This window comes from Bacillus sp. FJAT-45037 (assembly GCF_002797325.1).
Classification (GTDB): Bacteria; Bacillota; Bacilli; order Bacillales; family Bacillaceae_D; genus Alkalihalophilus.
Genome location: NZ_KZ454938.1, coordinates 836,022 through 848,076 on the forward strand (window position 1 = coordinate 836,022; position 12,055 = coordinate 848,076).

Annotated in this window: 12 protein-coding genes and 1 pseudogene; 10 read left to right on the forward strand and 3 right to left on the reverse strand. The window is 37.6% G+C overall.

Going from position 1 to position 12,055, the window contains the following annotated elements:
* Positions 1-24 precede the first annotated feature (24 nt).
* The 9 genes and pseudogenes from CDZ88_RS04210 (at position 25) to CDZ88_RS04255 (ending at position 7,826) form a co-directional block, all read left to right on the forward strand.
* Positions 25-282: a hypothetical protein gene (locus CDZ88_RS04210; RefSeq protein ID WP_157796472.1), complete on the forward strand. Its 258-nt coding sequence runs from the start codon at positions 25-27 to the stop codon at positions 280-282.
* A 681-nt stretch (positions 283-963) separates the two neighbouring features.
* Entirely contained in the window at positions 964-1,284 is a 321-nt protein-coding gene (locus tag CDZ88_RS04220; RefSeq protein WP_100372350.1) for a hypothetical protein, read from the forward strand.
* Between the two features lie 143 nt (positions 1,285-1,427).
* Positions 1,428-2,723: pseudogene (locus CDZ88_RS04225) on the forward strand (transposase).
* Positions 2,724-3,016: 293 nt separating this feature from the next.
* Positions 3,017-3,550: a GNAT family N-acetyltransferase gene (locus tag CDZ88_RS04230; RefSeq protein WP_100372351.1), complete on the forward strand. Its 534-nt coding sequence runs from the start codon at positions 3,017-3,019 to the stop codon at positions 3,548-3,550.
* A gap of 127 nt (positions 3,551-3,677) precedes the next feature.
* On the forward strand, positions 3,678-4,562 hold the full coding sequence (locus CDZ88_RS04235; protein WP_100372352.1) for an aminoglycoside 6-adenylyltransferase: 885 nt from the start codon (positions 3,678-3,680) through the stop codon (positions 4,560-4,562).
* Between the two features lie 71 nt (positions 4,563-4,633).
* A complete protein-coding gene (locus CDZ88_RS04240; RefSeq protein ID WP_100372353.1) occupies positions 4,634-5,395 on the forward strand; it encodes a class I SAM-dependent methyltransferase in 762 nt (253 codons plus the stop codon).
* Between the two features lie 32 nt (positions 5,396-5,427).
* The gene (locus tag CDZ88_RS04245; RefSeq protein WP_100372354.1) at positions 5,428-5,817 is read left to right on the forward strand and encodes a hypothetical protein; all 390 of its coding nucleotides are present in this window, start codon (positions 5,428-5,430) and stop codon (positions 5,815-5,817) included.
* Positions 5,818-5,994: 177 nt separating this feature from the next.
* The gene (locus tag CDZ88_RS04250) at positions 5,995-6,432 is read left to right on the forward strand and encodes a hypothetical protein (protein ID WP_100372355.1); all 438 of its coding nucleotides are present in this window, start codon (positions 5,995-5,997) and stop codon (positions 6,430-6,432) included.
* A 377-nt stretch (positions 6,433-6,809) separates the two neighbouring features.
* On the forward strand, positions 6,810-7,826 hold the full coding sequence (locus CDZ88_RS04255) for an STAS domain-containing protein (protein WP_100372356.1): 1,017 nt from the start codon (positions 6,810-6,812) through the stop codon (positions 7,824-7,826).
* A 176-nt stretch (positions 7,827-8,002) separates the two neighbouring features.
* On the opposite strand, the gene CDZ88_RS04260 is transcribed toward CDZ88_RS04255, so the two are convergent.
* Positions 8,003-8,626 carry an STAS domain-containing protein gene (locus CDZ88_RS04260; RefSeq protein WP_332849216.1) on the reverse strand — a complete coding sequence of 208 codons (624 nt, stop codon included), beginning with the start codon at positions 8,624-8,626 and terminating at the stop codon, positions 8,003-8,005.
* Positions 8,627-8,635: 9 nt separating this feature from the next.
* Positions 8,636-8,941, reverse strand: coding sequence for a hypothetical protein (locus CDZ88_RS04265; protein WP_100372358.1), 306 nt, complete (start codon positions 8,939-8,941; stop codon positions 8,636-8,638).
* A gap of 211 nt (positions 8,942-9,152) precedes the next feature.
* Here CDZ88_RS04265 and CDZ88_RS04270 point away from each other — a divergent pair, with 211 nt between their 5' ends.
* Positions 9,153-10,580 (forward strand): aldehyde dehydrogenase family protein, encoded by a 1,428-nt coding sequence (locus CDZ88_RS04270; protein WP_100372359.1) that lies wholly within the window; start codon positions 9,153-9,155, stop codon positions 10,578-10,580.
* 87 nt (positions 10,581-10,667) lie between these two features.
* On the opposite strand, the gene CDZ88_RS04275 is transcribed toward CDZ88_RS04270, so the two are convergent.
* Positions 10,668-11,909: a hemolysin family protein gene (locus CDZ88_RS04275; protein ID WP_100372360.1), complete on the reverse strand. Its 1,242-nt coding sequence runs from the start codon at positions 11,907-11,909 to the stop codon at positions 10,668-10,670.
* Positions 11,910-12,055: the final 146 nt, after the last annotated feature.

Below are 12,055 nucleotides of genomic sequence, written 5' to 3' on the forward strand. Positions count from 1 at the left end.
GAACAGTGAAGTTTACCACAGTTAATGAATGATATATTAACCAATAATTGTAGAGGGGAAACTACTTTTAAAAATTTGAATGCAGTTGCTCTTTATACATATATACCTGGAATCATGGCAGTTATAACTGGAATGTATGTACTAATAGAGTTTGATACGAGTGAGGGCTTGGTCTTATTAGTAAGTATAGGTAGTATGTTTGGCGGTATTTTTTTGGTAGGAATGGCTGAAATTATTAGACTGCTTTCAAAAATAAGTCGGCAGCTTGATGGAAACAAGTAAAAATATTAAAGTAATGGATACTTCTTCAGTAGAACAGTGCTGAGGCTTCTTCAATTAACGGAGAAGGTTAATAAAGTAGAGAAACTATTTCCCTTGCTATTTCGTATGTTAAGTGAACGATCGTAAGAAACAAAAATTTTGTAAAGGAAGGTCTAAAAATGCCTGTTATTCTAATAAGTATTTTTTCAGCTATAATCATTTTTATAACAGTTTATTCTATTATTAAAGTATTGAGTATAGCTTATAATAGAAAAGAAATTACGATTCTAAGATATAGAGTTTTAGCAACTTCTTTTACAGTAGTAGGTATATTAATTGCTTCGATTTTACCTTTTGGCTATCAAAAAATATTTGAAATAATCCTCTAATCATTTAATTATCTATTAGTGAGTTTGAATTCTTTGGTGCCAATCCCCCGGTACGTTGAAGTACTGAAAGGAAGAGGGGATGACACCAGATTTTAGAATTGAATGAATTGGATTAGTTGGAACGCCGTATGAGATGAAGGTCGCACGTACGGTGTGAACAGGGGGAAAAGGAAGCGATAACTTCAAATCCCTACCTATCTGTACTCTGTAATCCTTAAAGAAACGACTTTATTATTTCTACATATTGTTAATATTTACAAATATTTTTTGGTGTGATAATTTTATTAGTAACTTACATAAAAGGGGAATTGAAATGAAATATTTACTACTATTCTTTCTACTAGTTTCATTAATTTTAGTGGGCTGTTCCCCAAGTGAATCTTCTCAATCTAATAATGCTGATCTCAATGCAGAAATAGTTAGTGTTAATGAGGATGATACCATTACTGTTAATATTATTGATGCAGGACCACAAGGATATAGAGGTTATATAAATCATAAATTACAACTGGGAATACCTATAAATTACTCTGTTGATGATTTTCAAGAAGGTCAATTAATATTAGTATGGCTGGATGGTTTACTCGACACTGAACCTCCTTCTGGAACAGCTACTAAACTAGAGCTTCAATAAAAATCTGTTAACATGTGAACGAATTTCATAATTTGAACCCTTAGTCCCGCAAGGTTTTCAAGACATAAAAAAGGGAGTACCTCCCCAAAAGTCGAATTAGTTAAGTGACCAAACCAAACTAAAGACTGGAGGAAGACTCCCTTATGACTATTATACGACAAGGAAGCCTATTTGACCTGCAAGATTTATATGATTTAGAACCTACCCACCGATTTGAAGCCGTATTTTCAACGATTGATATTTACCCTGTGCTAACTGTCGTTTCCAAAAAAGCCTTATACGGCGCGCCTGTTCAACTTAATTATGCAGCGATGTTCTACTCGCTTATCGCTAGAATTCTTGAGCGAATTCCAACGATAAAGGATTTGATTAAACGTCTCAAACATGATTATATGTTCCGTTTAGATTGTGGTTTTCTTCTGTCTGATGCGATTCCATCCGAAGCGTCTTATTCAAGAATGCTCTCTAAATTAGTAGAGTCGCCTGTTCTTGAACGCGTTCAAGAAACGCTCATCCTTCAGGCCATTCAAGAAGGGTTTATTACCGATGACACGATCGCCATCGATGCGACTCATATTGAAGCACGTGATCAAGCACCAGTGAAAAAAGATAAGCCCAAAACTGCACCCAAAAAACGTGGGCGAAAAACCAAAGAGGAGCAGGAAAAATGGCTTCAAGAACAGACTGAGCGAGAAGCTGCGCTTCCGATTTTCGAGAAAAAGATAGAAGATCAGCTTGACGTGTCATTAGCTGAACTACGAGCTTCAGTTCCTCTCGATCCTAAATGGGGCATCAAGAAAAACAGTGAAGGCAAGAACGTCTTTTGGTTTGGTTACAAAGGACAAAAGTCAATACATCCTTCAATCGCTCTTTTCTTCTGGAAACTTAAATGATGGAAAAGCCGCAATCCCTTTATTAAAGGGAGTTCAAGAGCGTTTATCGAATCTCCCAATTGGCTTTGGCACACTCGATGCGGGGTATGACTACCCAGCGATTTATGAACAAATCTACCGAATGGGTGCTCAATCAGTCATTGCCTACAACAAGAGAAATGAACCTGAGATGGAAGGATTTGATCCGTACTTTGCCCCTACTTGTGTTCGAGAACATCCCTATCGTTATGATAGTTATGACTCTAAGTACGAGACGCTCAAATACACACGTCCGAAAGAGTGCAGCGGCTGCCCTCTAGCCGAAGATACGTTGTGTTAAAAGGTGTATAAAGTGAAAATCACCACTGATTTGCGTCGTTACACAGCTCCAGCCAGAGGTTCAAAAGCATGGAAAACCATCTACAAGAAACGAAGTTCCATCGAGCGAGTCATCGCTTATCTCAAAGGATTCTTCCAGTTAAACAACGTTCGTTACTGCACAGGAACGCGAGCTGTGTACAGTTTGATTTGAGGCAATTGGTTTATAACGGAGCGAAGCTCGCGTGAGATCGAATAGCTAAATGTTCTTCTGAAGAAAAGGGTAATCTAGCTGCTTAATCACTTGTTTTAAAAAGTGTCAGAAGAAAATTCGGCTTTTATCGGCACTTTGATTTGGGCTTTATGAAATTGATTCATGTATATTTATATCTTATTTGAATTAATTTTTTGGGAATTTAATAAATATCATCCTTTTGTGTCTGACCCTCAGTGCGCTGTCCTCTGGTACGCTAAAGTTTTAAAAAGAAGAGGGGCTGACAACAGATTTTAGGCCCTTATAAATATAGAGGGAGGTGAATGCAATGAAGGGTGAGTCTGTGTATCTAAGAACAATCAAAAAGGAAGATCTAGAGAGTTTATACGAAGCCGTTCAAGATGAAGAGATAAGGTATATGACCGGCACAAGAAGTACGTTTTCGAGGGAGCAATTAAATAAGTATTATCAAAGAATCATGCATGACGAAACACGTTATGATTTTTCTATTTGTCTAATTGATACAGATGAGTTGATTGGAGATTTAGCGATTTTGGAAATAGATGAAGAGAATAATAAGGCTGCCTTCCGAATTGCCCTCCATCACACCAAACATTTTAATAAAGGGTACGGTACCGAGGCTCTCCAACTAGCGCTACAATTTACTTTTGACACACTTAACTTAAATCGACTTCAACTCGAAGTATATTCACATAACGTTCGAGGGATAAAAGCATACGAAAAAGCAGGATTCAAAATAGAAGGAATCATAAGAGAATCGCTTTATATTAACAACCAATATTCAGATGAAGTCATTATGGGGATGCTGAAGAAAGAGTATGATGCGATGAAAGATACATAGGAATTAGATTACTTGTTTGAACAAAACATAATCAAGTTTCTTTGGTGCCAGTCCCCCAGTACGTTAAAGTTTTAAAAGGCAGAGGGGTTGACACCAGATTTTCATATAGATCGTAAGGGGGAAGAACATGAGAACCGAACAAGAAATGTTTGAACTAATACTAACAACTGCTAAAAAGGATAAGCGAATTAGAGCCGTGTATATGAATGGTTCTAGAACCAACCCTAATGTTTCAAAGGACATTTTTCAAGATTACGATATTGTGTATGTAGTGACGGAAACTTCTTCATTCATAAAAGATGACAGATGGAAAAATAAATTTGGGGATCTATTGATGGTTCAAGAGCCAGATAAATTGGATAAAGCTATTGGCCATGATATAAATTTTGAGCGATCCTACACATATTTAATGTTATTTTCAGACGGAAATCGAATTGATCTTCGTATTCAAACAATACAAGCAATGCTTGAGGATTATGGTGAAGATAGCCTTACAACCCCCTTACTAGACAAAGATGATATTTTGCCCTCCATTCCATCACCTTCAGATATCAACTATCACGTTAAAAAGCCGACAAAAGGACAATATGATAGTTGTACGAATAATTTTTGGTGGTGTCTACAAAATGTTGCAAAAGGAATGTGGCGTGATGAACTGCCATATGCAAAGTTAATGTTTGTAAATACAACGAGAGCTTCTTTGGATTTGATGATAAATTGGTGGATTGGAATAAAGTATGATTTTCAAATATCAACAGGGAAAATGGGTAAGTATTTTAAACAATATCTCCCTGAACCATATTGGGATCTGTATCATGAAACGTACTCTGATTCTAACTATGAAAATATGTGGAGTTCAATATTTGTTTCTTGCGAGTTATTCCGAATCTTATCAAAAGATGTAGCTAAACATTTTGATTTTACATACCCAATTGATGATGATAACAATATAACGAAATTTCTTAAACACATACAAAAGCTGCCGAGTAATGCAAAAGAAATGCATTTATAATTTTCTCGAAAATGACGCTTTATATTAAAAGTTATGCTGATTTTTACTCTCAGTAGGAAGGAGCAAATAGAATGAATAACTTTCAAGAATACGAAGATCCGTTACGATATGATAAAGAAAATGAAGGGTATTATCCTGAACTTTCGTTGTTATCAGAGTGGGCATCTAAGGGGAGTGGTCCAATCATTAATTTAGCCTGTGGTACAGGGAGAACAGCGATCCCGTTAGCGAAACAAGGCTTTAATGTGATGGGCGTTGATCTCCACCGGGGAATGCTTGAGCATGCTCGAGCAAAATCTACTGAAGCTGGTGTGAGTATTCAATGGGTGGAGCAAGATTGTACTACATTAGATTTAGACGTAAGCAGTCATTTCATATATTTAGTCGGAAATTCATTTCAACATTTTCATTCGAATGAATCCCAAGATTGCCTTCTTAAAGGGGTACGTCATCACCTTAAAGATGGCGGTGTATTTATCTTTGGAACGAGGTTTCCAAGTATAGATGAATTATTTCAACCTCCCACTGAACAATATTGGAAAACGTACAATGATCCTGATCTAAAAATGAACGTCGAACTATCTACGCTGAGTACGTATGACCCGATTAAACAATTGCAACATTACACAACGATTCGAAAATACAAGAATTCAGAAGGGAAATTAGTTGAGGAGAAACAAACGAAAATTAGTCTGAGGTATGTCTTTCCACAAGAAATGGTCAGGTTACTTAGTCAACATGGTTTTGAAATTGTCCATTCATATCGTAATTGGCACAAGCAGCCGTTGCATACTAAAGGAAGTGAGATGATCTATGTCTGCATGAAATCTTAAGAACATTTATAAACGTGAAGGAGGTATTTGTATTGGATAATATCCTGATTATTAGTTTGATTATTGCGTTCATATTTGTATGTGTCTCTATATTTCAAATAACCCTCGCTCTAGGATTTCCTTTCGGTGAAGCGGCCCTTGGTGGGTTTCACAAAGTTCTACCTAAACCACTGCGCGTGGTGAGTGCGGTTAATGCTATTATCTTATTATTCATGGCGATGGTGTTTTTAGTTCATGCGGATGTAATGGCGAATCCTTTTTCTCTCCCAATTCATACCTTATTATGGGTGATTACTATGTTTCTAGTATTAAATACAGTAGCAAACGCCTTCTCTCAAAGCAAAAAGGAAAAGTATATTATGACTCCGTTGACGCTAGTTTTGTTCACATTATGCTTAAGTGTTGTTTTGATGAGTGGCTAGGTAAATGTCATCCCATTCTCAAATACAATCAGTAAGATGAACGGGGGTTGCTGCACGAGTGACGCCATTCGTCTTGTTTCAGAGGTACATGGGGAAGATCACTTGAAGGAGTACTCGTTAAAGAGTGAAGAGTTTACACCTGTTCAAAATCAGTATAAGTAAGGGGGAACAGCTTGTATGGACCTCATTAAAAAAGTTCTTCTTTTTATATTTTTAGTCTTTATAGTTTTATCAGTCTTTTTCATTATTTTTACCGAGTTTAATCCTGTCGGGTATCACTTTCATCTTCACGAAGATCAAAGCATAATGACCATTGAAGAGGGGTTTGTGCAAAAGGATAGATATCAACTTGAATTGATCTCAAATCAAGCCTTACAAGTGATGCTACCGATTATAGAGGCCCAACAATTATGGAATGTTAATTTAGCTATCTTCTCCCTATTAGTTACAGCTTTTGGATGTGTCTATAAGAGATATATTGAGAATCGGAAGCATGCTAAATGGTTCGTCTGTGGGTTCATATTAGCCATGACTTTCTTTACAGCTGGTCATATTCATGCTCATCTACAATTATATGAAACCATTACAGAAGTAGTGTACTCGATCAGACAGTAAGGTTATGTTGTCTGACCCCATGCGCTAAAGTTTTTAAAGGAAGAGGGACTGACACAAGATTCCTTACACTTACTGACCTCTTCCCACTCAACTTCTAATTCGATCAACTAGCCATAACCATAAAAAGACGCTCACTATAGATATCACCGTGATGCAAAAGGCGCCGACTATCACATCAATTTTTCCATAGCTAGCAGATCTCTACGCTAACGGAGGCAGATAAGTAAGGGGTAACCACCCAGGCTGGCTTTTGTTATGGTTAGATTTAGTGGGAAGAGGGTAGTAATACCTTTAGGGAGTCAATTTGTCAAATTAATTGAAAATCCTACGTACATGTAGATTCACTTGAGGTCTAAACTATCGGAGGGTGCATTCATATGGATACAAAAACAGAAATAACAGTAGGTGGAGTGGAGTTAAAGTGGGATCTAGAAACAGGCGATGTCTTATTTGAGAATGGTGACGTTGTCTTTTTCTGGGTTTCTGCCATGAAAACCTTTTTTGATACAATTAAAGAAATTTCAGGTGTGGAAGCAACGAATCTTGTTTTTGAAACGACCGGATTTCGTCAAGGACTAATCGTTGGCGAGGGCTTTCGCGATATGAAAAATATTAATACAACAAATGTAGTAGAGTGGTTATCAAATACTTATGCAACAGCGGGTTGGGGGAAAGTGGACATTAAAGAAATAGATGTTGAACATGATACGTTCTGTCTTTATATCCAAGACGATTGGGAATATAAAATGAATCAATTGGATGATAAGAAAACAAAAGGGATCTTTGTTCCTTCTCATTATGCAGGTGTTTTATCAGGGCTATTCCAAAAAAGCTATTGGTATAAAATCCTCCAGTATCAAGACGCGGACCATCCTCACAGTATTGTGAAGTATTTCCCATCCAAAGTAAATATTCAACGTAACATTCATGAACTCTCAAGACGTCAAGAAGCAGAGCAAATCGCTCAACTTGAAGATCTTGTGAATGATAAAACAAAGGCGTTGCAGGATCTAGTTAAAGAACTATCTTCTCCCATCATACCTGTTTTAGAAGGCATAATTGTTGTTCCCCTGATAGGTGTCTACGATCAAGAGAGGACGGAAGGTTTATTAGATAGCATCCTCATACAACTTCCAAAATACCAAGCGAAGTACTTGTTGTTGGATTTAACTGGATTAAATGGAACTATGAGCGAACGACAAGCAGCAGCCATTGATAAATTAGGTTCAGCAGCTAGGTTGCTTGGAACAGAAGTTATTCTAGTCGGAATCTCTGCAAAGCTTGCTTTAACGATTACAAAAACGTTAACAAACCTGAAAGAATACGAATGTCTTCAGTCATTGCAACACGGGATTTATTATGCGTTAGGCAAAAGTGGACGAAGAATTGTGTAATAGAGAAAAGGCCAAACAGGGTTAAGTTTGGTCTTTTTTCTAGATTTATGGCGCCAGTCACTCGGTACGTTAAAGTTTTAACAGGAAAAGGGACTGACACCAGATTTTATAAAAATGATTTCTTTGATCTAAAAGTCCAGGACTCCAAATGAGTGCTGGACTTTTTAATGATGTCATTAGACGGTTAGTGTGATACCTAAGTGTGTCAATGCTTGTTGAAGGTTCCCAAAGCAAGATACATTATCTAAACGATGGTTGTCTTTAATTGCTTTTCTTGCCAAGTCTGGTCGTATTCCAGTAAACACGACCTCGATCCCTAATAATTTCAACACATTCACGAGGTTCGAGAGATAGAGAAATTCTTTTTCTACATCTGATATACCAGAGAGGTCTATAATTAAATGATTTAGTTGTAGTTTATGGGCTTCTTTAATAATCATTGTTGAAATATTGTTTCCGCGTTCCTCGTCAATTTCTCCGATCAAAGGTAGAATAGCCACGCCCTTGAGTAGGGGAACGATAGGTGCTGATAATGTCAGAATCTGTTGATAAGAATCATCTAAACCAATGACGTATGTTAGTAGGGTCGCCAATCTCTTGAAGAGCTTAATATCCTTTTCGTTAAAATCATACGGGACATTATCCATTCCACAAAGAGTTCCAAACTTCTTGCCATTCTTAAGGAAAATGGGCGCGCCAATTAAGGATCCTCCCCCAAATGCTATTGTAACGTTCATATCTTTTGTAAGCTCATGTTCATTCAGATTCGGGATAACGAGTGGTTCCCGACCACTCAACAAAATGTGTATTCAATAGGATTCTTGAAAGTCAATTTGAAACCCTTTTTCTAAAAGAGTCTTATCTTGATTCTCTACTGACAGAACATCAACTGTCTTTCCATCATTTTTAGCTATAAAAAATGTATTGATACCGATGCTTTCTTTTAACAATTGAAAGACTGCTTCTGATGCTTCGTTCAAACTCCTATGATCGATCATGTCCATAAACTCACCCTCTCCTGCAGTATTTTCTATAATCACAAAATCTTTAATTGTATGACGTGTTACGTTCCTATTTACCATTAAAAATGCAAGTAGCAAGATATCTATACCCATCATACCACTTAGGGCAAATCCTTCAAACTTTATCAGAATAATAGTTAATTAATGAGGTTAATACAGGATATGAAGTGTAAAGAAAAATTAAACGGATGACCGCACAATCAGACATCAATTGTTTTAGAACTGGACTTGCTGGGAATAGGAGTGCTGTAGACGTATTTTGGAAATGATAGAGAAGATCATTATAATAAAAGGAGTTTTTCCCATGCGAAATCAGCTAAAGCATTATATTAATGGTGAATGGACTGAGTCAACTGGCTCTGAAACAATTGAGGTCATTAATCCGGCAACTGAGGAAGTTATGGGTACAATCAGCTCAGGTACGGAAGAAGATTTAGATAAAGCGGTAAAGGCTGCGAGGGCAGCGTTTCCAGCCTTTTCTCGTTCGACGAAAGAAGAACGAATCCAGTGGCTTAAGAATATAGTGAAAGGTTATGAGGCGAGGAAAGAGGAGCTCGTCGATATTATGACAGATGAACTTGGTGCACCGCTTTCTGTTTCAGAAGAGGTGCATTATCAAATGGGACTTGGCCACTTCAATCAGGCAATTGAATCCCTTTCTGACTTTTCGTTCTCAGAGGATAGAGGAGGTCACACACTCATCAAAGAATCAGTCGGTGTGAGTGGTCTGATTACTCCGTGGAACTTCCCGACGAACCAGACATCTACCAAAATTGCGAGTGCGATTGCCGCAGGGAGCCCGGTTGTTCTAAAGCCTGCTTCTAAGACACCATTTGCAGCAATCATCTTGGCAGAAATTATTGACGAAGCAGGTGTACCTAAGGGTGCATTTAACCTTGTGAACGGATCAGGTTCGGTGATAGGAAATGGGATTAGCTCGCATCCTGACATTGATTTCGTCTCCTTTACGGGTTCTGGAGCTGTAGGTGAAACGATCATGAAAAAGGCTGCGGAAACGAAGAAGAAAGTCGCACTGGAGCTTGGTGGTAAGTCACCGATCATCGTCCTTGATGATGCCGATGTGGAAGATGCAGCTAAAACAGCGTTGTCTAACATCATGAATAACACGGGCCAGGTGTGCTCTGCAGGGACAAGAGTGTTTATACCACAGTCTATGAAAGAGTCATTTGAGAAGAAGATTGTCGAATTGCTGCCTACTTTCCCAGTGGGAGACCCTCGTAAGGAAGGCATTGCGACTGGACCACTCGTGTCTGAGGATCAATGGGATACCGTGCAATCGTATATTGAAAAAGGCGAAAAAGAGGCGACTCTCCTTGTCGGCGGAACAGGAAAGCCTGAAGGACTGAAGACTGGTTATTATGCGAAGCCGACAATATTTACGGATGTGTCTAATGATTCTGTTATTGCACAGGAAGAAATATTTGGGCCAGTCTCAGCGATTATCACATATGATGACCTAGAAGACGCGATTGAGATGGCAAACGACACGGTTTACGGACTGGCAGGTTTTGTAGTGGGGAAAGATCCCGAAACAGTGCGATATGTGGCATCAAACATTCGAGCAGGTCGCATTGTCATCAATGGCGCAGACACTGATTTTAACGGACCATTTGGTGGCTACAAGCAATCTGGAATCGGCCGTGAGTGGGGTGACTTCGGAATCGAGGAATACCTTGAAATTAAATCCGTACACGGAATGCCTTCATCATAAACAAGACCGTACCAGCACATTGTGGCTGGTACGGTTTTTTGGTTCATTTTTTGTAAGATGATTACAAGTGGGAATTGCTAGTATCAGCTAGACAATTTGAGGTTTGAGCTTTTTAGTAACTCTAACTTGAACGATTTTATTGTCGATCATAGCTTTTACTTCAAAATGTAGATGATGGAATTCAAACGTTTCACCTTCATAAGGGATATGACCGAGTTCCTTGTAAATAAATCCGGCAATCGTGTCATGTTCTTCTGGAACTTTTGTTTTAAAAATTTCGTTAAAGCGTCGAATCGTAAGTTTTCCATGGCATGTAATATGTGTGTCTGTTAATTCCTGGATTATAACTTCACCTGCATCATCTGTTTCATCTTCAATGTCTTGACCTATCATTGCTTCTATTATATCTTCATGACTAATGATCCCTGTTGTGCCGCCGTACTCATCAATGACAATAGCTAGATGCTTTTTTTCCTTAAGCATCATTTTGAATACCCGCTCAATTGATACAGATTCCGTAACAAAAAGAGGGGAATTATCCATAAAGTCTTTTATTTCCATAGAAGGATTTAAGGACCATTTAAGTAATAGCTTAGAATGAAACACTCCTACAATATTATCCATGTTGTCTTTGTAAACGGGATAGCGAGTATAATTACTTTCCATGACGATCTGCCTCGCATCTTCGAAAGTAACAGTGCAAGGAAGGCCGTCTATTTCGGTTCTTGGGGTTTTAAGAGCATCTCGTACATCTTTTGTATAAAAATCAATGGCTCCCTTAATCCTTTGAGACTCTTCTTTTACAAACGTTCCTTCCGTTAATGCAATGTCTACCATTGTTTTAAGTTCTTCTTTGGAAAATCCATTGTCTTCTTTATTACCTTTAGAAAGGATTCTAATCACGTTATTTGTAAACTTAGACAATAAATAAATGAGTGGTTTAAATAAAATAATGAGGTACCTAATAACTGGAGCTACGATAAAGGCTGTTTTTGTTGAAAAAGTTGCAGCGATAGATTTTGGGAGGACTTCCGCAAAAATAATTAAGACCACTGTTAGAATGCCGGTTGCTATTCCAATATTAATTCCATAGTCAATAGCGATTATAGTGACAAGGGTGGGAAGCATAATATTTGAAATATTATTCCCTATTAAAATACCCGTAATGAATTGATCTGGCTTTGAAATTAAATCTAAAAGCTTTTGAGCTTTTTTGTCATTATTTTCTGCTTTTGATTGGATTTTTGTTTTATTTACTGCTGTTAAAGCAGTTTCACTACCTGATAGAAAAAAGGACATGAATAAAAAGAAAACTAAGGCAATAAACACTTTGAACACCTCCATAGATCGTTATTTATTTTACCCAATAATTGTTGGCTAAAACATATTTGTAAAGGATTTAAACCGAATGAAGAAGTGGTTGAATGAATTTTCTGTTAAAATAAGGGTGTCTAAGTATGTTGTTTAATGGGAGG

Excerpts from the sequence above, each read along its gene's own strand:
- CDZ88_RS04230 (WP_100372351.1), top strand. The coding sequence starts at position 3,017 with ATGAAGGGTGAGTCTGTGTATCTAAGAACAATCAAAAAGGAAGATCTA.
- CDZ88_RS04255 (WP_100372356.1), top strand. The coding sequence starts at position 6,810 with ATGGATACAAAAACAGAAATAACAGTAGGTGGAGTGGAGTTAAAGTGG.
- CDZ88_RS04265 (WP_100372358.1), bottom strand. The coding sequence starts at position 8,941 with ATGGGTATAGATATCTTGCTACTTGCATTTTTAATGGTAAATAGGAAC.
- CDZ88_RS04210 (WP_157796472.1), top strand. The coding sequence starts at position 25 with ATGAATGATATATTAACCAATAATTGTAGAGGGGAAACTACTTTTAAA.
- CDZ88_RS04240 (WP_100372353.1), top strand. The coding sequence starts at position 4,634 with ATGAATAACTTTCAAGAATACGAAGATCCGTTACGATATGATAAAGAA.
- CDZ88_RS04270 (WP_100372359.1), top strand. The coding sequence starts at position 9,153 with ATGCGAAATCAGCTAAAGCATTATATTAATGGTGAATGGACTGAGTCA.
- CDZ88_RS04235 (WP_100372352.1), top strand. The coding sequence starts at position 3,678 with ATGAGAACCGAACAAGAAATGTTTGAACTAATACTAACAACTGCTAAA.
- CDZ88_RS04220 (WP_100372350.1), top strand. The coding sequence starts at position 964 with ATGAAATATTTACTACTATTCTTTCTACTAGTTTCATTAATTTTAGTG.
- CDZ88_RS04250 (WP_100372355.1), top strand. The coding sequence starts at position 5,995 with ATGGACCTCATTAAAAAAGTTCTTCTTTTTATATTTTTAGTCTTTATA.